This window comes from Brevibacillus daliensis (assembly GCF_021245735.1).
Lineage (GTDB): Bacteria > Bacillota > Bacilli > Brevibacillales > Brevibacillaceae > Brevibacillus_B > Brevibacillus_B daliensis.
Genome location: NZ_JAJISB010000040.1, coordinates 20,875 through 46,106, shown reverse-complemented (window position 1 = coordinate 46,106; position 25,232 = coordinate 20,875). Strand labels below are relative to the sequence as shown.

Annotated in this window: 21 protein-coding genes and 2 tRNA genes; 3 read left to right on the top strand and 20 right to left on the bottom strand. The window is 41.7% G+C overall.

Annotated features, from left to right (window positions below; genetic code table 11):
- Positions 1-148: 148 nt before the first annotated feature.
- Positions 149-1,306, top strand: coding sequence for an iron-containing alcohol dehydrogenase (locus tag LM917_RS21380; protein WP_232699740.1), 1,158 nt, complete (start codon positions 149-151; stop codon positions 1,304-1,306).
- Positions 1,307-1,411: 105 nt separating this feature from the next.
- Here LM917_RS21380 and LM917_RS21375 read toward each other — a convergent pair whose 3' ends face one another.
- Entirely contained in the window at positions 1,412-1,987 is a 576-nt protein-coding gene (locus tag LM917_RS21375; protein ID WP_232699739.1) for a hypothetical protein, read from the bottom strand.
- 347 nt (positions 1,988-2,334) lie between these two features.
- Between LM917_RS21375 and ahpC the strand changes: the two genes are divergently transcribed.
- Positions 2,335-2,898: an alkyl hydroperoxide reductase subunit C gene (gene ahpC / locus LM917_RS21370; RefSeq protein WP_232699738.1), complete on the top strand. Its 564-nt coding sequence runs from the start codon at positions 2,335-2,337 to the stop codon at positions 2,896-2,898.
- Between the two features lie 184 nt (positions 2,899-3,082).
- A complete protein-coding gene (locus LM917_RS21365; RefSeq protein WP_232699737.1) occupies positions 3,083-4,735 on the top strand; it encodes an FAD-dependent oxidoreductase in 1,653 nt (550 codons plus the stop codon).
- A 357-nt stretch (positions 4,736-5,092) separates the two neighbouring features.
- Here LM917_RS21365 and LM917_RS21360 read toward each other — a convergent pair whose 3' ends face one another.
- The 19 genes from LM917_RS21360 to prfB form a co-directional block, all read right to left on the bottom strand.
- Positions 5,093-5,245, bottom strand: coding sequence for a hypothetical protein (locus LM917_RS21360; RefSeq protein ID WP_232699736.1), 153 nt, complete (start codon positions 5,243-5,245; stop codon positions 5,093-5,095).
- A 548-nt stretch (positions 5,246-5,793) separates the two neighbouring features.
- Positions 5,794-5,997 carry a hypothetical protein gene (locus LM917_RS21355; RefSeq protein ID WP_232699735.1) on the bottom strand — a complete coding sequence of 68 codons (204 nt, stop codon included), beginning with the start codon at positions 5,995-5,997 and terminating at the stop codon, positions 5,794-5,796.
- Between the two features lie 189 nt (positions 5,998-6,186).
- Positions 6,187-6,798, bottom strand: a complete 612-nt coding sequence (locus LM917_RS21350) for a pentapeptide repeat-containing protein (protein WP_232699734.1) — start codon at positions 6,796-6,798, stop codon at positions 6,187-6,189.
- A gap of 12 nt (positions 6,799-6,810) precedes the next feature.
- Positions 6,811-7,437 (bottom strand): ADP-ribosyltransferase family protein, encoded by a 627-nt coding sequence (locus LM917_RS21345; protein WP_232699733.1) that lies wholly within the window; start codon positions 7,435-7,437, stop codon positions 6,811-6,813.
- A gap of 49 nt (positions 7,438-7,486) precedes the next feature.
- Positions 7,487-8,434, bottom strand: a complete 948-nt coding sequence (locus LM917_RS21340; RefSeq protein WP_232699732.1) for a hypothetical protein — start codon at positions 8,432-8,434, stop codon at positions 7,487-7,489.
- Positions 8,435-8,652: 218 nt separating this feature from the next.
- On the bottom strand, positions 8,653-10,101 hold the full coding sequence (argH, locus tag LM917_RS21335; protein ID WP_232699731.1) for an argininosuccinate lyase: 1,449 nt from the start codon (positions 10,099-10,101) through the stop codon (positions 8,653-8,655).
- Positions 10,098-11,348, bottom strand: a complete 1,251-nt coding sequence (locus tag LM917_RS21330; RefSeq protein WP_232699730.1) for an argininosuccinate synthase — start codon at positions 11,346-11,348, stop codon at positions 10,098-10,100. Before LM917_RS21330 ends, argH begins: the two co-directional genes overlap by 4 nt.
- A 187-nt stretch (positions 11,349-11,535) precedes the next feature.
- The gene (locus tag LM917_RS21325) at positions 11,536-12,861 is read right to left on the bottom strand and encodes an HD-GYP domain-containing protein (protein ID WP_232699729.1); all 1,326 of its coding nucleotides are present in this window, start codon (positions 12,859-12,861) and stop codon (positions 11,536-11,538) included.
- Complete coding sequence (locus LM917_RS21320) at positions 12,845-13,396, bottom strand: DUF5317 domain-containing protein (protein WP_232699728.1); 552 nt, start codon at positions 13,394-13,396, stop codon at positions 12,845-12,847. The genes LM917_RS21325 and LM917_RS21320 overlap by 17 nt, the downstream gene beginning before the upstream one ends.
- 495 nt (positions 13,397-13,891) lie before the next feature.
- Positions 13,892-14,863 carry an ornithine carbamoyltransferase gene (gene argF / locus LM917_RS21315; protein ID WP_232699727.1) on the bottom strand — a complete coding sequence of 324 codons (972 nt, stop codon included), beginning with the start codon at positions 14,861-14,863 and terminating at the stop codon, positions 13,892-13,894.
- Entirely contained in the window at positions 14,808-18,044 is a 3,237-nt protein-coding gene (gene carB, locus LM917_RS21310) for a carbamoyl-phosphate synthase (glutamine-hydrolyzing) large subunit (protein ID WP_232699726.1), read from the bottom strand. The genes argF and carB overlap by 56 nt, the downstream gene beginning before the upstream one ends.
- Positions 18,037-19,152 carry a carbamoyl phosphate synthase small subunit gene (locus tag LM917_RS21305; RefSeq protein ID WP_373688817.1) on the bottom strand — a complete coding sequence of 372 codons (1,116 nt, stop codon included), beginning with the start codon at positions 19,150-19,152 and terminating at the stop codon, positions 18,037-18,039. The genes carB and LM917_RS21305 overlap by 8 nt, the downstream gene beginning before the upstream one ends.
- Positions 19,153-19,289: 137 nt before the next feature.
- The gene (locus LM917_RS21300) at positions 19,290-20,486 is read right to left on the bottom strand and encodes an aspartate aminotransferase family protein (RefSeq protein WP_232699724.1); all 1,197 of its coding nucleotides are present in this window, start codon (positions 20,484-20,486) and stop codon (positions 19,290-19,292) included.
- Positions 20,486-21,325 carry an acetylglutamate kinase gene (argB, locus tag LM917_RS21295; protein ID WP_232699723.1) on the bottom strand — a complete coding sequence of 280 codons (840 nt, stop codon included), beginning with the start codon at positions 21,323-21,325 and terminating at the stop codon, positions 20,486-20,488. Before argB ends, LM917_RS21300 begins: the two co-directional genes overlap by 1 nt.
- A gap of 29 nt (positions 21,326-21,354) precedes the next feature.
- On the bottom strand, positions 21,355-22,395 hold the full coding sequence (argC, locus tag LM917_RS21290; RefSeq protein WP_232699722.1) for an N-acetyl-gamma-glutamyl-phosphate reductase: 1,041 nt from the start codon (positions 22,393-22,395) through the stop codon (positions 21,355-21,357).
- A 126-nt stretch (positions 22,396-22,521) separates the two neighbouring features.
- Positions 22,522-22,848: a cytochrome c551 gene (gene cccB, locus LM917_RS21285; RefSeq protein WP_232699721.1), complete on the bottom strand. Its 327-nt coding sequence runs from the start codon at positions 22,846-22,848 to the stop codon at positions 22,522-22,524.
- Between the two features lie 873 nt (positions 22,849-23,721).
- A tRNA-Leu gene (locus LM917_RS21280) sits at positions 23,722-23,808 on the bottom strand.
- Between the two features lie 7 nt (positions 23,809-23,815).
- Positions 23,816-23,898 (bottom strand) — tRNA-Leu (locus LM917_RS21275).
- Between the two features lie 105 nt (positions 23,899-24,003).
- Positions 24,004-25,126, bottom strand: a protein-coding gene (gene prfB, locus LM917_RS21270) for a peptide chain release factor 2 (RefSeq protein WP_232699720.1) whose coding sequence is annotated in 2 segments (ribosomal slippage) — positions 24,004-25,044 and positions 25,046-25,126 — 1,122 coding nt in all. Because the reading frame shifts where the segments join, the coding sequence is not laid out codon by codon here.
- Positions 25,127-25,232: the final 106 nt, after the last annotated feature.

The window sequence follows — 25,232 nt, the reverse complement described above, 5'->3', positions numbered from 1 at the left end:
TAAAAGACAGGGGGTACTAGCCACCGAAGATTTTTTACATCTTTTACAGACTTGGATTTTGTTGATTTTGTTGCAAGAAATTTACTCTGTTGCAGTCCTATATAGTTGGAATACGAATTTGTGAAGAAGTAAGGGGGACGATAAAAGCATGAATAACTTTACTTATCATAATCCTACTGAGCTAATTTTCGGTCGGGGTACGTTAGAACATTTGGCCACCAAGCTTGAGAGATATGGCAAAAACATTTTGCTCGTTTATGGTGGCGGGAGCATAAAACGAACGGGCCTTTATGATAAAATCATACACATTTTACGTGCGGAAGGCTGTCAGGTGACTGAATTGCCCGGAGTAGAGCCTAATCCTCGCCTCAGCACAGTGAGAAAAGGAATTGAATTATGTAGAACGAATCAAATTAGCCTCGTTCTTGCTGTAGGTGGAGGCAGCGTAATTGATGCAGCCAAAGGGATAGCAGTGGGCGCTGTTTACGACGGTGATGTATGGGATTTTTATTTACGAAAGGCTGTTCCAAATACAGCACTCCCGCTTGGAACTGTGTTAACACTTGCTGCGACTGGTTCAGAAATGAATCGAAGCAGTGTTGTCACCAACTGGGAAACACAACAGAAGCATGGGGCTAGCACGACATTCCCTGCTTTCTCCATTCTTGATCCGGAACACACCTTTTCAGTCCCAAAAGACCAAACGATATACGGAATCTGCGATATTCTATCACACGTATTTGAACAATACTTCACACATACAACGGAGATTCCTCTGCAAAGCCGTATTGCTGAATCCATTATGAAAACAGTCATTGAAAATGCGGAACTTGTTCTTGCAAATCCAGAAGATTACGATGCAAGAGCTAACCTTCTCTATGCAGGTACCATGGCATTAAACGGCACGTTGCCAGTAGGTGTAGTTACAGACTGGGCAACACATGCCATTGAACATGCCGTTAGTGCGATCTATGATATCCCTCATGGTGGTGGCCTGGCAATCATCTTTCCGAACTGGATGAAATACGTGTATAAAGAAAATGTTGGACGGTTTGTCCGCTTCGCAACAGAGGTTTGGGATGTAAACCCGGCAGATAAGACAGAAGAGGAAGTAGCGTTAGAAGGAATTTCTCGTTTGGAGGAGTTTTTTATAAGAATTGGCGCCCCTCGTCGTCTTGCTGATTATCAGATTGGCGATGAGCATTTAGATAGTATGGCAGTTAAAGGAACCCCTTATGGTCCAATCGGGAACTTTAAGGTTCTAGAAAAAGAAGACGTTCGTGAAATATTGCGAATGAGTTTATAAAACGCAACAGAGCGGTTCGCTATTTGCCCTCTGTAAACCGATACCGGACTTCTCATAAAAGTCTGTATCAGGTTACAGGTCAGGCATAGACGAACCGCTCTTTTTTCATATTATGAATCTCATAATTGCCAGTCCTGATACAGTCAGTATTAAGGCCGCCATCACACCGCACAAGAGGGTAAACAGGATCACCATTCCTGGATGATCAGGATGATCACGCTCCAGTTTCTCCCTCAATTTCCCCAATAATAAAAGCAGCACATAACCCACAGCTGCAACAATAGTGAAAATCAGATCATACTGCCGACCATTTATTTCAGAGAATGGTACGCTTGATCTACTGAAAAAAGTATTAATTCCTATTAATAATAGAATAAATAGTGTCGCATATTTTCGCCGTTTATTCTTTTCTTGTAAATGTGGCCTTTGTTCTTGTTGTTCCTTCTCATACTGATATAACTCCTGAACAATCGCAGGCATTCCCTTTACCGTGTCTTTTCTCATGAAAAATAGATACACGCTACCACAAACGATCAGGATACCAAGTAATTGATTAGCAGTATAGTTACTACCCGCAAGCACCACGTCCATGATCCTGTATATGATGACAAGAACGATAAATACAGCTACGTTTATTCCTAATCTGATCCGCTTTGCCTTTTTAAGGCGAGCTTGCTCCATACTCCCCTCCCTTAACAGGAACGACATCATTTAAACTAAATCAGCAACTATCATTAGAGATATTATAGTTAATTTGTAATATTATGTATACAGCTTGCATTTGTGTTACCTTTTCGTGTCGCTCTTTCCCTTATGACCAGCCTTGTATTTACTATTAATATATTCTGGGTCTCTCTATTGGATTAAATATTCACGGCACCCCATCATCCTGGGGTGCCGTTCATTTTGTTACAAATTAGTGTCATCGAGAATTATTATCAATATTTCTATTGACTTATTCCTTAATGATAATTATTATAAAGAAAGGTTCACTACAAAAAAACATTTATTTCAGGAGGCTATATATTATGTCATTGATTAACAAACAAGTAGAAGACTTTAAGGTACAAGCTTATCACGATGGTGAATTTAAAGAAGTTACTTTAGATGACGTAAAAGGCAAATGGTCTGTATTCTTCTTCTACCCAGCTGACTTCTCATTCGTTTGTCCAACAGAACTAGCTGACCTTCAAGATAACTATGCTAAATTCCAAGAAGTAAACTGCGAAATCTATTCCGTTTCTACAGATACTCACTTCGTTCACAAAGGTTGGGCTGATGCAACTCCTACAATCGGAGCAATCAAATACCCAATGCTTGCTGACCCAACTCAAGAGCTATCCAAGCAATTCGGAGTATTGATTCCTGGAGAAGGACTAGCACTACGCGGTACATTCATCGTATCTCCAGAAGGTCAAATCAAAGCATACGAAGTTAACGATCTTGGTATCGGACGTAACGCTGAAGAATTGATCCGTAAAGTACAAGCTGCTCAATTCGTATATGAACATGGCGATAAAGTTTGCCCTGCAAAATGGACTCCAGGTGAAGCGACATTGGAACCAAGCCTAGACCTAGTAGGTAAAATCTAATTTAACTAGTTGTCACATCATGTAACGGCATAGCTATATACTTGGCTTTTCAAGCCTTTGTGCAGCAGGCGCTGTCTTGTAACGCACTTGAGTAATAAGGAAAAAGGCACTTATGGGAGTAAGTGCCTTTTTTCAACAACTTTTAAATAATTTTCATGATCATTATACTACAAGGAGAATTATTATGGAAAAAATTTATGACTTATTAATTATAGGTGGCGGTCCTGCTGGGCTTTCCGCAGGTGTATATGCCGGTCGTGCAAAACTAAAAACACTCATTATTGAAAAAGGAAGCGCTGGCGGTCAAGCAGCTACTACTTCTGAGATCGCCAATTACCCTGGTATTCGCAAAACTTCTGGTCCAAAACTTATTGAAGAAATGAAGCTGCAAGCAGAAGATTTCGGTGTGGAATTCGCTAAAACAGAAGTTACTGATGTTGATTTCTCTGGCGAAGTTAAAGTGGTAAAAACAATTAGTGGTGATATGAAAGCTCGTGCAGTCATTGTTGCAACGGGTGCTTCCCCTCGTAAGCTTGGATTCGAAGGTGAAAATGAATTTACCGGTCGCGGAATCGCTTATTGTTCCACATGTGACGGAGAATTCTTTGAAGGATTAGAAGTATTTGTTATTGGGGCAGGTTTTGCTGCAGCCGAAGAAGCAATGTACCTCACTCGTTTTGCTACAAAAGTAACCATTATCGCTCGTGAGCCTGAGTTCACATGCGCTCCATCCATCGCAGATAAAGTATTCGCAAATGATAAAATTGAAGTGAAATTCCATACAGAGCTGCTTGGCGTATATGGTGATGGCATGATCCAACACGCTCGTTTTATTAACAACGTAACAAAAGAAGAATGGGAGTACGAAGCGAAGAAAGAAGACGGCACGTTTGGTGTATTCGTATTCGTTGGCTACCAACCTAAGACCGAAGTCTTCAGAGGTCATGTAGAAATGGATCGTTTCGGATATATTTTGACGAATGACGATATGCAAACCACTGTAAAAGGTGTCTATGCAGCTGGTGACCTTCGTCCTAAATCTTTACGTCAGATCATTACTGCTGTAGCAGATGGTGCTATTGCTGCTACCGATGCAGGTAAATATATTATCGAAGAAAAAGAACGTCTTGGCATCAAAGATGAGCCAGTTGAAGAAAAACCTAAGAAACAAGAAGAACCTGCCGCTCAAACTACATCAGGAAAAAGTTCTCTAATCTCCGATGCAATTCGTACACAATTGAAAGGTATCTTCGGTAAGATGGAAAATGAAGTTACATTGGTTTCCATTGTGGATGAAACAATGCCTAAATCCGTAGAATTGCGTGATTTCTTGATCGATATTGCGGAAATCGGAGAAAAAGTTCACCTTGAGCTATATAACAAAGGCGAAAATCCAGAGATGGAAGCAAAAATCAATTCGGATAAGTTCCCTGTAGTATCGTTGCTTGATGCAAAAGGCGAATACAGCGGTGTGAAATATCACGGTGTTCCTGGTGGTCATGAGTTGAACTCCTTCATCTTGGCTATCTACAACCTAGCGGGTCCTGGACAAGCCCTTAAGCCTGCTATTCTGGATAAAATTAAATCCATCGACAAAAAAGCTAACATTAAAGTAATGGTTTCTCTGGCATGCCACCTCTGCCCAGACGTTGTAGTAGGTGCTCAACGGATTGCAATTGAAAACCCTAATATTGAAGCTGAAATGGTAGATATCAGCAATTTCCAAGATATTAAAACCAAATTTAAGGTAATGAGCGTTCCAGCTATGATCATTAATGACAAAGACGTAGTATTCGGTTCCAAGAAAATTGACGAAATCGCTGAACTGTTAGTTTGATTTCATAACAATCTGCATTTAGATACGATACATTTTATCCCCTACAAGTAATCAGGGAGCTGCTAGCTTTACTATTGCTTGTGGGGGATATGTTTATCTTTCGTTTATCTTTCGTTTAGCGTTTCTACCTATCATAAGAAAAGAAACCTTGTGTAAACTATCAGTTGATTCCTGATACTCTTTACGGTCGGTATACCCTACTCAAAAGTTGCAACTGTATTTCCTTATCGTTCTATGTGCTTACATAGGTTTCATGGATTCGTCCTCCCTTCTGTGACGGCGGGGGCGTTTAGCTCTTGCTGGACTCTCCATTTCCTCCATATATTGCGGTTGTGCGTCCAGTTCTTCATAGCCGTTTTATCCCATCACATTCAGGATGGCGCGGGGGGTGGAATCAGTGTAGCCATACAAGCAACTACGAAACCTTTCCCATGAGATGTTATACAGGACAACAAACGCCCGATGTGTTAGTCCCAGCTTCTGAATGCACTCCTTAACCGGATGATTCATGGATGATTGCTCCTTTCGAGATGTTTTTCCTTATAGGTTAGACACTCTACAGGCAGGAATCACCTCGTAATAAATCTCGAAACCAACTCAGCATATTTCATTATGCTCGTATCTAACTCACACGGCTTCCATATCTGCACTAAATCACACAATTATAAGAATGGCTGAATTTGCTTAGCTTCGTTCTTCCCAGTTCGCTCAATAAGTGGTGCTATGTGCAGCACTCTACAAGTTCTGATCTTTATTAAAGCTATTAACGCAAGTTAATCATAGGTGGTTTAACCTTACTAAAAGAACTTTGTATTAGTTCATCGAATTTTTCTTCTGAAACTCTAATTGCAATATCAATATCAGATGTTGCTTTGCTGTTCCTTTTGCCCTGCTACCTTGAACAACTATATAGTCACTTATATGCCCTACTCCACTTTTCCAGCCAGTATCTTCCATGTCTGTTCCAGCCGCTCCTCTGCATCCTGAACCATTTTCGCGACTACTGCCTTTGCATCTTCAAGTTCTTGCTGCTGTCGCACTAGAACTGCCTGGTTATACTACACTAGCTCCCTGCATTCAGATGCTTCACGCTCTAATCTATCTACGAGTTGCAGTGCTTGTTGGCGTGGTAGTCCATCCTTCTGATCTGCTACCGCATCCAAATGCTCCGTACGGTCTATCAACTTCTGAATCTCATCTCTAACCTGAAAATCTGTACGTCCCGATTGCTGTAACACTGCCGTCTGTTCACGCTTTGCCATTCGTTTCTTCCTCCTTTGATTTTGGGCATGCAAAAAAAGCTCACTCCTCCTTATCATTCAAGTGGGAATAAGCCTTTGAAAGTTTATCAAGTGATTGTTTTTGTTTAGTGTTTGGTTTGTTGGCTGTATTGTACGACCTACTCTCTACTGATGTAAAGAGTTTACTTATCTGACATTGTTCCTTAAATTCTACTCACTACTCAAACTGTTATCTTGTAACCATTTTCTAGCTTCTTCACCTACTAGAATATTTGGTTGTTCAGGCGTCCCAATATTGATGCTTTTTATAAATGCCTCCTCTATTCCCCGGATTCCAGTTAATTTAGCTCCGTTGAGCAATACTCTTTCAAACGTAGCTAATCGTATATCGGCATTATATAAAATTGCGTTACGAAAATCGGTCTCATCAAAAAGACCAGCTACTAAATTAGCATTAGATAAATCTGCTTTAGCAAACACAGTCTCAATACATTCACTATCAGCAAGTCTAGCAGCTTTAATATTGGCATTTGTGAAGTCCACATATGAGATATTAGATTTACAAAAATCTGTTCCTTCTAAATTTGCAGATATAAAAGTTGATGAACATAGTAAAGATGACGAGATATCCTTATGATTTAAATCCATGCCATCAAAGATACAAGCTGTAATATATGCTTGGTCTAGTGGATATTGGGACAAATCCACATCTCGCAAATCACTCTCGTCTATACCCAGTTTATCACCCTGTTCCCCAATAGTTTCAATCCAAAGCCGGTGCGATTCTAATTGAACAATAATTTCTCTTATATCAGTTGCCATACTTAACCTCCCTTATGGATACCAAATAATCCTATTTGATATCCCAGCTTTCTCTATTGCCTCTTTTAATTGACCAACATGTTCGGGAATCATGTCCCGTGTATCCACAATCACGTTGTAATTTTTATCCAGTTCTTTATTAATAGCCTTCATTCCGTTACTTACTGTAAATGCACCTTTCTTAGGTGATGTATGACCATTCGGATAAGAAACGAAGCTTTTAACATCCCATTTAACATTATTTGTTGTATCAATAAATTCTGCTCCACCATTGCCTTGTGGGTCACGCATAATCTTCCCTAATTTACCTTTTTGCTCCAAATCTAGTCCTATCTCTCTTTCTTTCAAACCTTGATCCCTAATTTTACCACCATGTGAAGGATCGCCTGCTAAATCATCCAGTTCCTTTTGAGTTCTTCCTCCAGTGTAACCAGTCTGAGCTTTTGGCGTCCCCTCATCAATCTTACGCCCTTCCTTCACTCCATGGCTACTATTTTCGCTACCTCCAGTGAAGAAGCTAAAGAACCCACCTTTCTTATCTCCGTCATCTTTTCCCATAAACGCAGATCCAGGAACTCCATCAAATACTGGCTTATTTAGAGATAGCCGTTCTAACATCAACCGCATGTTTTCAATCATGTTTTCCATCTGCTTGTTCAGTCCATCTATCATTAACTGACGTACTTTGTTACCTTCTGTCACGACAGTACGTTGGAACTTGTGGAAAACGCACCACCACATATTTTCGTATAGCCTGAGCCATGACACCATTTCCAGTCACAGTACCTATAGATGGTGAAGTCTTTTTATCAGATGGCTCTGAACCTTTAGCTGGTACGTTACTTTCAGCCTTATCAGCCTTATCAATCTTCCCAGCCTTCCCTAACTTAAGTCCTTTGGAAAACGCACCACCAACAAGCAGAGAACCGACGCCTACTGAGGCTCCTCCAAGCACCTCCGCTTGTTTATCCGCAGGCAAAGCCATAAATGCATTCCATTTCTCTTTTTGTCCTTCCACGATGCTGTTGACAGTCGCTTCTGGGTTATTAATGAGATCCTCACCAAATTCAACTGTATCTACAACCATCTCTTTTACGTTTTCTGCCATATTCCCTAGGGTTTCTATTGGGTTGGTAACCAGATTGACAGCCCCATCCCACGTATCAGTTACTGTATCCGCAACTGCATTTCCCGCACCCTTAAAAAATGCGCCCGCTACTTCCCATCCACTTGGTTCTTCCACAGGAGCCTTCTCTGTTGGAGCACTAGCCATTTCAGGTCTTCTTCCATCAATTTTCTTGATCAACGCCTGAATGGTTTCATCATCCGGTTTCCACACAGCATCCCTTGCTAATAAAAATTCCTTCTCTTTCTCTTCCTGATCTAACTGTGCAAATTCTTCTGCTTTTTTATGCGCAAATTGGGACATTTCTCCTAAGTGATAGCTGGTCTTGGTAATGTGAACACTAATACCAGCCCAAAATTCCTCAACCCGCGTCTTCTGAAGGATCTCCCAACTTAACTGTTGTAGTAATGCATTTAACCTGCGCTCAATCTCTCTGATCTCCTCTGCCGCCAGGTCAAAATCCTTTCCCATCTTATGAAGAAGTTCCGGGCGCACTAATATCCTCGTCATAACTTCTACACTCCTCGTTCCACGTGGTACCGCAAAAAACGTTCTATATACCATCTTTTAACAAAAAAGGAGATGAAACAAGAGGAGATTCTACTATACATGCCTCTTTATCATTAGAACTTTTTCCTGTTTAAACCAAGAGGAACCTATATCAAAAAAATCGCCCTCCCCCCCTGCCAAGCATAATCTTCGCATGAGTGAAAGAGCGATTCATTTTCCTATATCACTGGTGATTGAATATCTACCAACGCTTCCACCATCACCTTTTGACTGTGTACATCAATCCAGCTTTGGCTTGTTTTTTGCAGTTGCTTACATGCCTCAATCTGCTTTTCAACTTGTACCTTAGCTGTACCACCAAATACATTACGAGCATTTACTACTGTATCAATATCCAAGGCTTGATATACATCTTCTTCAATCAACGCAGAGAAATCCTTAAACTCTTCCATCGACAGATCAAGAAGATATTTTTTATTTTGTATGCAATACAGGACCGCATGACCAACAATTTCATGAGCCTGACGGAATGGGATATCCTTCGTAACCAGATAATCAGCCAAATCCGTTGCATTGGAGAAGTCCTGCGTTACTGCTTTACGCATGTTCTCTTTTCGCACCTGCATGCTTTCAATCATTGGAGTAAGTAATGCAAGTGCTCCATGCAGAGTCTCCACGGTATCAAACATGCCTTCCTTGTCTTCCTGCATATCCTTGTTATAGGCAAGTGGCAACCCTTTTAATACGGTCAGCATTCCCATCAAATTCCCGAACACACGCCCTGTTTTTCCACGTACCAGCTCAGCAACATCTGGATTCTTTTTCTGTGGCATGATACTGGAGCCTGTGCAGAAAGCATCGTCCAATTCAATGAAGGAAAATTCCTGGCTACTCCAAATCACCAATTCCTCGCACATACGAGAGAGATGCGTCATCAATAGAGAGGCGTGAGATAGGAACTCTACAATAAAGTCACGATCGCTCACAGCATCCATACTATTGATATAGATACTATCAAATTGAAGCATGGAAGCAACAAATTCACGATCAATTGGGAAAGTTGTACCAGCAAGCGCTCCTGCACCTAGTGGCAATACATTCACACGTTTGAAAGAATCCTGCATTCGTTCAATATCACGTTGCAACATTGATGCATAGGCAACGAGATGAAACCCAAGCAAGACAGGTTGAGCGCGTTGCAAATGTGTATACCCAGGCATTACCGTATCCAGATGCTGTTCTGCCTGATCAAGCAGTGCTTTTTGCAAATACAAGGTCAACTGAATCAGTTCCATCAGCTTTTCACGCAAATATAGATGCATATCTAGCGCTACCTGATCATTACGGCTACGTCCAGTATGCAGCTTCCCACCTACTGGACCGATTTCTTCAATCAGCATTTTTTCGATATTCATATGAATATCTTCATGAGCTACCAGGAATTGAACCTCGTTACGCTCAATCTTTTCTTTCACTTTTTTCAGTCCAGCAATGATTTGGCGGACTTCATCCATTGATAAAATTCCACATTTACCCAACATTGCAACATGTGCCGAGCTACCTACTATATCCTGACGCCACAGCTTCTGATCAAAAGAGATGGACGCTGTATATTCATCTACTAGTTGGTTGGTTGGCTTCGTAAAACGTCCGCCCCATAATTTCATGGTATTATCGCTTCCTTTTCAGCTACAGATGCTTGATTCTGTTCTTCTTTCTGTATGCCGTTTACTTGGGAGTATACTTTCGTTGGCAAGCCCCATAGCTTAATGAACCCAAGAGCTGCTTTATGGTCAAACTGATCGCCTGCATTATACGTAGCCAATTCATGACTATATAAAGAAGCATCTGATTTACGTCCAACAACGATTGCATGACCTTTGAATAGTTTCACACGAACCACACCTGTTACATTTTGCTGCGTCTCATCAATGAACGCTTGCAATGCTGGGCGGATTGGCGAATACCATAATCCTTCATAGATCACTTGAGCCATCTTTTGTTCGATCAACGGTTTAAATTGTGCCACTTCACGAGGCTGGGTCAAAAACTCCAACTCACGGTGTGCCAGGATTAACGTCGTTGCAGCTGGCGTCTCATATACTTCACGTGATTTGATACCAACCAGACGATTCTCTACATGGTCGATACGTCCTACACCGTGTTTACCTGCAATGCCGTTAAGCGTCAAAATCAACTGAGACAGCTTCATTTCTTCACCATTCAGTGCGGTTGGCTTCCCTTTTGTAAAAGTAATTTCGATTTCTTCTGGCTCATCAGGAGCGTTCTCGATAGATTGAGTCAAATCATATGCTCCTTCAGGAGGTGCAGCCCACGGGTCTTCCAGAACGCCACATTCGCAGCTTCTGCCCCACAGATTTTGGTCAATGCTATATGGATTATCTAGATTAATTGGGATTGGAATATTGTTTGTTTTTGCATATTCAATCTCTTCATCACGTGTCCATCCCCACTCACGAACGGGAGCGATGATTTGAATATCAGGGTTGAGAGCTGTGAATGACACATCAAAACGAACCTGGTCGTTTCCTTTACCAGTACAACCGTGTGCGACAGCTACTGCACCCTCCTGCTCCGCAATATCTACAAGCAACTTAGAAATGAGGTAACGAGAAAGGGCAGAAACCAGTGGATATTTGCCTTCATACATCGCATTCGCTTGTAGGGCAGGTAGTACATATTCATCGGCAAACATGTCTTTTGCATCCACTACGATGGATTTATATGCACCCACTTGCAATGCTTTTTTCTGAACAAAATCAAGATCCTTACCTTCCCCTACATCAAGAGCAACAGCAATTACATCAAAGTTATATTTGTCCTGCAACCATTTGATTGCAACAGATGTATCCAAACCACCGGAATAAGCTAAAACAATTTTATCTTTAGACATTAAGTTTCCTCTCCATTCAGTTTCAGTACTTCACCTTTTTGAGTAATTATACATAATGATTCATAAAAATTCAATCATTGTTCTGAATTTTTTCTTTTTAGGGTATGAATCAGACTGTTTATCCTACAAAACTCCATTGATTCTGACAAAAATAAATAGCCTTTCCCTATCGTTGGGGAAAGACTATCTATGTATGTACTGCTACGTTCTTTTTCGTTTTTTCTATAATCTCCTGCATTTCTCCGCTTTCAACCATCTTCTTTACTTCTTCAATAAATAATTCTGCGAAGAGTGGATCGAACTGTGTTCCTGATGCATATTGTATTCGTTCCAATGCTGATTCAATCGACAAGCCATCACGATATGGACGGTCTGAGACCATCGCATCAAAAGCATCACTTATTGCTAAAATGCGCGCCATTGTTGGAATTTCTTCACCTTTCAGACTATCCGGATATCCTTGTCCATCAATTCGTTCATGATGAGAGCGAATAGCTGCTAGTAACTCTGGAAACACTCCAGCACGCGTCACGATCTCATACCCGATGACTGGATGCTGTTTAATACGTTCATATTCTTCTTGCGTTAGCTTTCCTTTTTTATGCAGGATCTCATCTTCAATTCCTATCTTGCCTACGTCATGCAGAATTCCACCGAAATATACATCATTTACCTCTTTTTCTGATAACCCTGCTTTCTCAGCTAGCAGCTTACCGAGATAAGCTACTCTGTATGAGTGACCGTGTGTATATGGGTCCCGCGCGTCAATTGCAGCTGCCATAGTGGTTAGAAAGGAATTGTTGAGTTGATTTATTTCTTGTACCTTATTTTCTAATTCTCGATGGCTGGATAAATACTGTCGAAACACAACTGCCATCGCTATAAATACTGCAGTCAAAGGAATAATGGCATGAATACCAAATGATTGAATCAATCTAGTACCCATTCCTGCAATAAACATAAGTAATAAATATCCTGTACTGCCAGTCTTCATCATAGAATAAAAGACTCTTTTAAATGGGTAATTGTTAAAGTATTGGATGCCGATCGCTGATAATAAGGTATTCGTAAACCAAAAAATAATAATTAGAATACTGTCTTGCAAAAGAATAGGAATTTGCTGATTTACTAAGCCTGTTTGTACGATACTAACTAGCCAGACTGTCGCCAATATTTGTCCTGCATTTGCAAGAGCTTTTTCCCATGAACTTTTAAATGTAACCCAGATTACTACTACTTCTACAATAGCTGACCACATTGCAATCTCTTTGCTAAACAAAATAAGTGCAGAAAAAATGACTGCGCTATTTAATGTCAATTTTGCACCCAACGTACTTATTGGGGAAAAAGAAGCTAACAAGCTTAAAAAAAGATAAAGGATGAGCAGGTACCAGCTTTCCCGTAATTCCCACTCGGCTACAGCAAAAGAAATAGCACAAACTGCAATAACAGGAAATAAGATTCTTATAATCACGAATAAAAAGATATTATCTGCTTTAAGATTTAGGCGCATAATTCTTTCCTTCTCTTATATGTTTTAAAATGAGTGGTTTATTCATGATTCTTTGAATGAGTAAAAACGCCCCGATCATAATAAAAATATCACCCATGCTGATAACACGTGCCATCGGGAAGGGCATATATATAATATCGGTAAAAAAAGCAAGGTTTGTAGAACTATCTAAAACATTGTGCTTAAAATCAGTTCCGTTTATAAGAGGATCTAAGGATATCCCTAGTTTTTTAGCCTGCGAAAGGTCAATCGGCATCTTCCCTCCATTTGACCAGATAGCCAGCGCATTCATTCCCCAACCAATTATGAAAAAACGCATATCCTCATAATTTCGATTATAGTAAAAAAAGATGATACTTAACATATAAGATATTGAAACTAGTACTCCGCCCCAAGCAGGAATAAATCCAGAGGTAATCTGAAGTGCTATGCTTGCAAAAATAAAAGGAAGTGCATGGAATGTAGGAGTTTCTTTTAATCTGCCTCCTCTAATCAGTGCAACAACAAACGATATTACGATAATATCTAAAAACATTTCAACCTCCTGTGTAGCATGCATTTGTCAAGCTGAAGAAACAATCATACTCTATTACTTTCATTATCTAAAAAAGCACCACTTAACAGTGGTGCTTCTTTATTAATACCTTAGCCAATGTGCCAAGTTGCGGAAGTTGCAGCAACAATTGTTACTACTAGAAGAACTGTACCGAGGATTTTTTTCAAAATAATTGCCTCCTTTATTAACAAATCTAGCACGATGTCTATATATTATGTATAAAATTACCAGTGCTACCCTCATGATACAATCAGAAAGCAACTCTAGCAACATTTTTTTCAGAAACTTTTTATAATTCGACACGAGTAACAGTATATACTTTTTCTATTATTTTGGCTCTGTTAAATAACAAAGTTAAATTAAAAAGTGCTATGAAATAACACTGAAAGTGAAACAAGATAGGGAACTCCTAACGAGATGGAGTTCCCTACTTTATTTAGAAGTAAATGTAACAGAGTCATTATTGAAACATGATTACATGACGGTAGCTAATAAAGCTTTTTGGGCATGTAACCGATTCTCTGCCTGTTCGAACACCACTGAATTAGGACCATCAATAACACCCGTTGTTACCTCTTCCTCACGATGTACAGGCAAGCAGTGCATGAATAGATAATCCAGTTTTGCCATAGCTACTAGCTTCTCATTTACCTGATAAGATGCAAAATCCTTCATCCGCTTCGCATTTTCCTGCTCAAAGCCCATGCTGGTCCATACATCTGTATATACGACATCTGCTCCAGTAACTGCTTCAGCTGGATCATTCGTAAAGAGTACCTGACTGCCGGACTCAATTGCATATTCTTTTACTTTGTCAGCAATCTCCTTCGACACCTCATAACCTGGAGGAGTCGCTACACGGATATCGAGTCCTAACAAGGCAGAAGCAAGCGCCAGAGAATTGATAACGTTGTTACCATCTCCGATATATGCAAGCTTGATTCCTTGCAAGATACCTTTGTGTTCCTGAATCGTAAGCAGGTCAGCTAACGCCTGACACGGATGGTATAAATCAGTTAAACCATTGATAACTGGAATGGAGCCGTATTCCGCTAGATCAACCACATCTTGATGCGCATGTGTACGTATCATGATGCCATCTACATAGCTTGATAAAATTTTTGCCGTATCTGAAATGGTTTCGCCACGCCCCAGTTGAAGGTCCTTATCTGTCAAAAACAAACTTTTACCACCTAGCTGATACATCCCCACTTCAAAAGAGACACGTGTTCTCGTAGATGACTTTGTAAAAATCATCGCCAGCGTTTTTCCGATTAACGGCTGGTATGGCTTGCCGCTTTTTTGCATGCTTTTGATTTCAGTCGCAAGTGCAAGTAATGCCAACAATTCCTCTCTGTTCCACTCATCTATCTGCAACATGCTTTTTCCTTTATGTTGAGACAACGGATTGTTTGCCAAGAGATCCAAGGTCTTCACAAGAATCATCCTCCCCTTCTATTTGCAAAGATGCTTTTACATACACTGACCATGTTTCCAACGCTGTAAGTAGCGGTACACCTTTTTGAACGGCAAGACTACGTAGATGGAATCCGAAACGCTCTGCCTGATTCCCTTTCGTTGCCGTAATAAGAGCTATCTGTATTTCTTTTGCTTTAATCAGCTGGTTAAATACGTCCTGATTTTCAATCACCTGAAAAACAGGATAACCATTTTCTACCAATACACGAGCTGTACCAGGTGTTGCATAGAATTTGACTCCAAGCTTATGAAGCTGATCAATTTCTGTTAGAACTAGAGGTTTGTCTACGTCCTTCAACGACAGGAATAGACCTGCTCCTTGTGTTAGCTTGGCAGAAACGCCTTTTTTATAGGCAAATGCTTTTCGCAATGCTTCTTCTACGCTTTGTCCTACCCCAAGAATCTCACCCGTTGATTTCATCTCAGGTCCTAATACCGGGTCTACCCCCAATAACTTATTCGTGGAAAAAACAGGTGCTTTCGCTACGATAAAGTCAATATCATCACCTAGACCTGTCTTATAGCCAAAATCCTTTAGCTTTTCACCGAGTGAGCAACGGACTGCCAGCTCTACCAGTGGAACACCAGTAACCTTACTCGTTATCGGGACAGTACGGGAGGCACGAGGATTAACTTCCAGTACATAAATCGTATCGTCAGCAATGACAAATTGAATATTAAGTAATCCGACTGCTTTCATCTCACGAACAATACTTGATGTGTACGATACCAACGTAGTTTTCTGTTCATCTGTCAAATATTGTGCAGGAAAAAGCGCAATACTATCACCGGAATGAATGCCCGCCTTTTCTACATGCTCAAAAATCCCCGGAACATAAACCTCTTCCCCATCACATACAGCATCCAATTCCACTTCCATGCCTGAGATAAACCGATCTACCAGAAGCGGGAAACAGCTTTTATCCTGCTGATCAGAAAGCCAACTTTGCATCGCTATAACCAGTTCTTCCTCCGACTGCCCCACGGTCATTCCCTGACCCCCAATAACGTAGGAAGGACGAAGCAATACGGGATAACCAATGGAATCGGCTACCTTCACTGCTTCCTCTACTGAGTAGACACCTTGGCCAGGAATATGCGGAATCATAAGCTTCTTCAACATCTGATAAAAAAGTTCTCTATCTTCCACACGTCTGATCTGTTCCAAAGAAGTACCGAGCACTGGTATTCCTGCTTCTTGTAACGGTTCAGCCAAATTAATGGCGGTCTGACCTCCAAACTGGACCAGAACGCCTTCTACTTCTTCCTGCTCTGCAACATGCAGGACATCTTCAAGGTGCAACGGTTCAAAATATAAGTGATCTGCTGTGGCGTAATCCGTACTTACCGTTTCTGGATTATTGTTCACTACAACTGCTTTTGCCTGATGTTTCTGGATTGCTTTTGCCGCATGTACAGAACAATAGTCGAACTCTATACCCTGCCCGATTCGAATTGGTCCGGAGCCAAGCACCAGATATTTTTTGCCTTCTAATTCTTTACTTTCGTTACGACCTTGCCAGGTGGAGTAATAGTACGAGGTTTGTGCCTCGAATTCACCTGCGCATGTGTCTACCATTTTATAAGCAGGTAGAATGCTCAGCTCCTGGCGCTTATCTCGAACTTGTTTTACCGAGACATGTAGCAATTCTGCTATGGTTTGATCTGCAAAACCAAGAGCTTTATAGTGTAGCAGCTCATCTTTAGTCAAATTCGCAAATTCAGTTTCAACCAATTGTTGCTCACCAAGGATAATTCGATCTATACAATCAAGGAAAAACGGATCGATCTCCGTAATCTGGTGAATCTCTTCCAGAGTCATCCCTTTTCGAATTGCTCCGGCAATGGCAAATAGCCTGATGTCTGTCGCTTCTTGTAAGGCTTTAAATAACTGCTCCTTGGTAAAGCTAGACACTTCCTTGTGATACAAATGGTGGCTACCAATCTCCAGTGAGCGAACTGCTTTTAAAAGACCTGCTTCCACTGTTCTGGCGATAGCCATTACTTCACCTGTCGCCTTCATTTGCGTACCCAGCTTGCGATCTGCTAATGGGAATTTATCAAATGGCCAGCGTGGAATTTTAACCACCACGTAATCAAGGGTTGGCTCGAAGCTGGCATATGTGTAACCCGTAATCGGATTTAGCACTTCATCTAAGTGATAGCCAAGTGCCAATTTGGCTGCGATTCGAGCAATTGGATACCCTGTCGCTTTAGAGGCAAGTGCTGATGATCGGCTTACCCTCGGGTTTACTTCGATCAAATAGTAATGATCAGACTTAGGATCAAGAGCAAACTGAATATTGCAACCACCCACGACACCCAAAGCCCGAATTACTTTCGTGGAGACGCTTCGCAACATTTGATATTGGCGGTCAGTCAGCGTTTGGGAAGGCGCAACAACAATGCTATCTCCTGTATGTACGCCCACCGGGTCAATGTTCTCCATATTGCACACGATAATGCACGTATCGTTAGCATCGCGCATTACCTCGTATTCAATCTCTTTCCAGCCTTTCACGCTTCTTTCAATCAAAACCTGTTGGATGGGACTGGCTGCAAGTCCCTGTGTAGCAATTTGAAAAAGTGTTTCCTGATCGGGAGCAATTCCCCCTCCTGCTCCCCCTAACGTATAGGCAGGTCGCACAATAACGGGATAACCAATTTTATCAGCGAATGCAACCGCATCCTCCACCGTTTCAACAGTTAAGCTCTCTGGAACTGGTTCACCAATCTGTTGCATCATTCGTTTGAACAATTCTCGGTCTTCCCCGTTTTGGATAGCGGATAAGGGAGTTCCAAGCAACGTAACATCGTATTTTTTTAATACACCAGCTTCAGCCAGCTCCACTGCCAGATTTAAACCAGTCTGCCCTCCTAGTGTAGGTAAAAGGCCGTCTGGTTTCTCTTTTTTGATAATAGCTGTGATGGATTCTAAGGTAAGAGGCTCCATGTAAACTTTATCTGCAATTTGTTCATCAGTCATAATGGTTGCCGGGTTATTGTTAATCAGAACAACCTGCACGCCTTCCTCTTTCAAGGATAGGCATGCCTGCGCTCCGGAATAGTCAAATTCAGCTGCCTGGCCAATCACAATCGGTCCTGAACCGATGACCAGAACTTTTTCTATGTTAGTAAGCTTAGGCATAATGTTTCGCTCCTATCGACTGCATTAACTCCACGAAGTTAGTAATGATGTGCGCTGTATCGTCTGGACCTGGGTGAGATTCCGGGTGGAACTGCACGCTCATGACCGGTAAATAAACATGACGCATACCTTCAACAGTGCCGTCATTTACATTGCGATACGATACGATCAAGTTTTGGAGATCCAGAGTCTCTTCCTTCACCACATAACCATGATTCTGTGAAGTCATGTATACCTTGCCTGTTGCAAGATCCTTAACTGGATGGTTGCCCCCACGATGACCAAATGTCAGCCGCTCGGTTTTCGCTCCAAACATAAGTGCCAGTACTTGATGACCAAGGCAGATCCCCAGGGTTGGGAAAACTTCAACCAGTTTGCGCCATTGTGGACAATATTTCAGCAATTGCTCCGGGTTACCAGGTCCATTAGAGAAGAGAATACCATCTGGCTGCAACGCCTTGATCTCTTCAATGCTGGTACGATACGGCACAACTGTTACCTTGCACCCGTGCTTTAGCAGGGATTGTAAGATGGAATGTTTCATCCCTAGATCAATGACCACAATGTGTTCTCTCTCACCTTTGTAGGTCATTGCATTTGATCTAGAAACATGCTCTACAGATGATTGCTCCGTATAATTATTCCGATAAACAGCAACCTCTTCGGGCGTTAGTGGTTTGTCTGCGAGGACCCCGTATACCAATCCGCCTTGTCTAACTTTTTGTGTGATCGAGCGGGTATCTACTCCAGCCAGGATCGGGAAGCCAAAATGCTTCGCTGCCTCATCCAATGTCAATCGCGAGCGATAGTGACTCGGTTTATCGCACAGTTGGTTAACAATCATTCCGGAAAGGGCAGGCTTTAGCGATTCATAATCGATATCATTTATGCCATAATTGCCAATCAACGGATAGGTAAACGTAACAATCTGACCACAAAAGGAAGGGTCACTCATCACTTCCTGATAACCAGTCATTCCTGTATGAAATACAACTTCACCATATGCAGTCAGTGGTGCTCCGTATAAATGCCCTTTGTATATTTCTCCGCTCTCAAGCGAGATATAGCCTTCCTTTTTACCTTGCAAAAGCTTACTCAAATTGGTCATCTCCCATCCTGTGTGCGATTCACAGCTCTATCTCAACATGAATATATATTCCGTATTTTTGTATAATAATACATTCAACTGTAATAAAATGCAACGATTTTTCTGAATAAAAACAAAAATCGTTGCATCTATCCTGACTATTTGTTTACTTGATTTATCTCTTGTGCTACTTCATGTAATACCTTTAATAATTGTTCAATCTCCTTGTTGGTTACAATCAACGCTGGAAGTAATCGGATAACTTTTGGACCTGCTGATAAAAGTAGTACACCTTTCTCTCGTGCTGCTGTTACATACAGATCGGCATTCTCAGTCGTTTCAATTCCGAGCATTAGACCTAATCCTCTAACTCCTTTTATCTGTTCAGGATATTGATTCGCCCATTGCTGTAAGGCATGCATCAGTTCCACACTCACTCTTTTCACATGGGAAAGCATTTGTTGCTCTTCCATAGCCTGGAGAGTTGCATATCCAGCAGTAGCAGCTAACGGATTCCCGCCAAAAGTAGTACCATGACTACCAGGAGCAAATGCTTGTGCTACTTCCTCCGTCGCTAGTATTGCCCCAATTGGAAAACCGCTTCCTAATCCTTTTGCTATACTTACGACATCAGGGAGGATTCCGTATTGTTGGTAAGCAAACCAGCTTCCAGTCCGAGCAATTCCTGTTTGGACTTCATCCACCATAAACAGAATGCCTTCTTCTTTACACCAGTTGAATAAGTCGGTAACCCACTCCTTGGATGCAGGGTGTACACCGCCTTCTCCTTGTACCAATTCAAGCAGGACTGCGCACGTTTTTTCTGTTGCTACTTCCTTTACTGCCTCCAGATCTCCGTAAGGTACGGTAATAAACCCCTCTGGCAACGGTAAAAAGCCATCCTTCACCTTGTCCTGACCCGTTGCTGTCAATGTAGCTAGCGTTCTTCCGTGGAAGGATTGAGTAAAGGTGATGACTTCGTAGCGGTTTTCGCCTTTAATCTTTTGATTGTATCTTCTGGCGATTTTAATCGCTGCCTCGTTCGCTTCCGCCCCACTATTACAAAAGAACGCCTGAGCCAATCCTGAAATCTGTACAAGCTTTTCTCCTAGCTTTTCTTGTAATGGATGTTGAAACAGGTTAGAGCTATGCCATAGCGTATCCAATTGTTTACCTAGCGCATCGGATACAGCAGGAGGACAATGCCCTAGAGAAGTAACACCAATGCCTGATGTCATATCTAGGTATTCTTTTCCCTTCTCGTCCCAGACCTTCATGCCGCTACCCTTTACAATTGCCAGTGGCCACCGAGCGTAATTATTCATGGTTGTTATATTTTTAGTCTCTATACTCATTATTTTGTTCCCCCGATCTTAGTCCATTTCTTTTGAAAAATAGAAGTCCCTACAGCTTCCCCATAACAAGCCTTATGCAATGACGCTGCCTCTGCAAGGCAAATGACTACTTCCTCTACTCCTTGATGTAAGGCATCTAGAGCTGCCTGTACCTTGGGAATCATCCCACCATAAATCACTTCGTCAGCAATCAATTGTTCGATTTCTTCAGCAGTCGTACTCTCTTTCATGATTCGTTCGCCTGCTTCATTTTTCGTATATATACCTGATACATCCGTCATTAAAAGCAATTTTTCTGCCTCAAGAGCTGCTGCAATCGCTCCAGCAGAGATATCCGCATTCACATTAAGACTCTGCATTCCATCACAGCTCACAGCTACAGGTGAGATGACAGGTACATACCCTGCCTGTAAAAGAAATCGAATCGGTTCAGGGTTAACCTGCATAATCTCCCCCACTAGTCCAAAAGCTTCATCTTTCACTGTCGCCTTAATCAGTGAGGCGTCCACGCCACTCATTCCCCATGCCTTTCCTTTAGCAGTCAGAATGTTGCGAACTACTTTTTTATTGGTAGACCCACTTAAGACCATCTCTACTGCTTGCATCGTAGGTACGTCCGTTACTCTGAGACCTTGCACGAATTTTGGTTCAATCTTAAGCTGGCCAAGCAGTTCATTAATAGCAGGTCCGCCTCCATGAACAATCACAATTTCTTTGCCTGCTTGTTGAAGCTGTGTCAGTTCCTGATAAAACGAGGCGGGCATTTCTTCTAACATGCTCCCCCCACACTTAATGACCACTACTTTGCTTGCCATCTCCTTCTCCCCTTTGCCATTCATGAACGGCTCTCCTATTTATTCCATTATCGTTATGGATAAAGTGCAACTTGTGGTAAAGCCATTTTTTCCTCAAATCCAAACATAAGATTCATATTTTGGACTGCCTGCCCTGCTGCACCTTTTACAACGTTATCAATCACTGCAAGTAAAACCACTCGATTCGTTCTCTCGTCTAGGTGGATGGCAATATCACAGAAGTTGGTTCCATATACATCTTTCGTCTTAAGAAGGCTCCCTAATGGACGAACACGGACGAAAGGTTCATTGGCATAAGTGGATTCATACAGCTCCTGAATATCTTGTAGTGACTTGCTACCAGTCAAATTGGCATACGCTGTGGTTAAAATTCCTCTAGTCATTGGAACAAGATGAGGTGTGAATTGGATTGGTGCAGCTTTTCCTGTTTGTAAACGCAATTCCTGCTCGATTTCTGGCGTATGCTGATGCTCTCCCACCTTGTATGCATGAATACTTTCATTCAATTCACTGTAATGAACGCCTAAGGATACACCACGACCCGCACCCGATACTCCTGATTTGGCATCAACGATTACACTTTTAGGATCGATCCAGTCTGCTTTCATAATGGGTAGCAAGGATAGTAATGTAGCTGTAGGATAGCAACCAGGATTGGCGATTACATTCGCTTTCTGTACGGCTTCCTTATTCCATTCCGGAAGACCATATACCGCACTCTTCAATATTGCTGTTCCCGCTGGCTCTTTTTTATACCATTGTTTATACAACTCAGGTGACTCTAAGCGGAGGTCTCCTGATAAATCAACGACCTTCACACCCTTTTTCTCTAACTCAGGTGTTAGCGATGCACTTACTCCAGCTGGTGTAGCCAGAAAAATCAGATCATTATTCCGAGCCATCTCTTCTGGATCAATCTTTTGCAAATCAGGTAAGTTGAGACCTGTCACATGTGGAAAATGGGTTGCAAACGCACTTCCATCTGCTGAACTTGAATATAAACTGTGTATGTCTACTTGGGGATGATTGAACAAAATGCGGATAAGCTCCACTCCGCTATAACCTGTAGCTCCTACGATTCCGATATTTTTCATTGTATGATCTCCCTGACGTTTTGTATATTTATACATGTATAATAATAAAAATTCACTTCGATTACAATATATAAAACAAAAAAAGGATGGAATCATCTAGATCCATCCTTGTCTCACTGCTGTCTATTATTTTTTATCTGCTAGCCAAGCTGCAATTGCTTCAACGTCTTCGCCTTTTGCCATTCCCGCTGGCATTCTTCCTTTTCCTTTTTCGATGATTTCTTTGATCTGATCTTTGTTGTATGTCGCACCTACTTTTTCAAGTGAAGGTCCAGTAGCACCTTTCAAATCTACACCATGACAGCCCACACAGCTTTGTTTATATTTAGTCTCGCCTACCGCTACTGTGCCTCCTGTTGAGCTTCCTTGTTCAGCTGGCTTCTCGCCCCCACCACATGCGGTAAGTCCGACCACAAGCATCCCTGCCATCAATACTGATGCCCAGCGTTTCATTGAAAAAACCTCCCTTTTCCATCCCTCATATTCATAACAGAAACAATTTTCAAACAATAATACTGGTTTGTTTTCCAAGAAAAAGTATATCATAGGGAATTGATTAGAAAACCTTTCCAGCACACTGTTCAACAATTTGTAAAATTTTTTTGAAAAGAAAGTCTTGATAGTTTATTCTCATTTTTCTATCATTTTCCTTTATGTACCCGTAGGACAAATAAGATAAAACAAGATCGTTTTCTTCCTACTGTAGTGGAGAAAACCAGCTTCTCTTTTCACCCATCGCTAAAGTCTTCGCCCTGTATGGGGTTAGACTGTCCGCTCCGCACTATCCATCGGGGAAGCTCGGGGCGATGTATTCACTGTAAGACTTGCTGGGGTTCGCTTCTTTTTCCCGATGGATAGTGCTCCGCTCAGATGGGCTTCGCCAAGACGCTCTGTGTGAAAAGAGAAGCTGGTTTTTCATACTGTTGTGATTGTTCGTGTTTTTCCACTGAAGCTGTTTGCAGAAGAAGCACATTTTTTGTCCAGAACTATTTAAGGTCCTACCTAGCTACAAAGCAAAGAGTGCGGGTTAAAAAGTGCAACCCATGAAACACTTCGTAGAATGGCTTCTTTTTGCACTTTCCGCACTCTTTACTTTGTAGCGGACAGTATTCGCTCCCTCGCTGGACCTTAACGAGTTTGCAGACAAAAAATGTGATTCTTCTGCCTGCCCACTACAGTAGTCATCAAAAAAAATCCGCTTAAAAATATTTGTCTTCATATAACGATTTTACCAACAAATATAGGGGCTCATGCTCCAAAAAATTAGATACTTTCCGATATTATAAAAAAACGCGAGGCAACAAGCCTCACGTTAGTTTTCATCTATGGTGCCGAGGACCGGACTTGAACCGGTACGAGGAAAACCTCGACAGATTTTAAGTCTGTTGCGTCTGCCTATTCCGCCACCCCGGCAATATAATGGTGCGGGTGGAGGGACTTGAACCCCCACGGTCGCCCGCCAGAACCTAAATCTGGTGCGTCTGCCAATTCCGCCACACCCGCATCTGTGACTTCATCATTCTAACACATACCGGACAAGTTTACAATAGATTATCTAAAAAAAAATAGCTGCTGTAATAGATTCTATCACAGCAGCTATTCTTTCATTTATTGTTCGTCTCTTTTTAACTGAGATCGTAGGTATGCATCAATAAATAGATCCAGGTCACCATCCATTACGGCTTGCACATTGCCTGTCTCTATACTGGTTCGATGATCCTTCACCATGCTGTATGGATGGAACACATAGGAACGAATTTGACTACCCCAAGCGATATCCTTTTGTTCCCCTTGAATAGAAGCAAGTGTCTTCTCCTGCTCTTCACGCTTTTTCTCAAACAGCTTACCCATCAACATCTTCATGGCACGATCACGGTTTTTGATCTGTGAGCGCTCTTGTTGACATGTTACAACCACACCTGTTGGGATATGCGTAATCCGAACAGCAGAATCAGTTGTATTAATATGCTGACCACCCGCACCACTCGCACGGTACGTATCGATCTTCAAATCCTCTGAGCGTATATCAACAGCGTTATCATCCTCAATTTCTGGCAACACATTACACGAAGCAAACGAGGTATGTCTGCGGCCTGAGGCATCAAATGGGGAGATTCGCACCAAACGATGTACGCCTTTTTCTGCTTTCAAATAACCATATGCGTTATGCCCTTTAATCAATAGGGTTACACTCTTGATTCCAGCCTCATCTCCTGGAAGATAATCAAGCGTTTCAACCTTAAAGCCTTTGCTCTCCGCCCATCTTGTATACATGCGCAAGAGCATGGAACCCCAATCCTGTGACTCTGTTCCACCTGCACCGGGATGCAACTCCAGAATGGCATTATTTTTATCATATTGATCGCTCAAGAGCAGTTCCAGTTCAAAGCTCTCAAACTCTTTTTTTAATTCTTGTGTACTCTCATAAAGATCAACCACCATGGACTGATCTCCCTCTTCAGCTACCAGCTCTTGCATCACTAGTAAATCTTCATAGGCAGTATCCAGCTTTTTCATGGTATCCGCCAAACTTTTCATTCCATTTAATTCGCTGATTGTCTTTTGAGCTGAATCATTGTCATCCCAAAAATCGGGAGCAAGCATACGCTCTTCCAGCTCACCAATGCGTTCTTCCTTAGCAGGCAGGTCAAAGAGACCCCCTAATATCCGCTAGTCGCTTGGAGAGACTAGCCATTTCCTGTTTTACATCAGCCAAATCGATTAATGCCATACGATCTACTCCTTCGTTACAGTTTCCATTACCTTTAATTGTAGCCTAAATCTGTGTTCATGCAAATCATGATCCGACTAAAAAAGTACTTTGTCCACAAGCAATT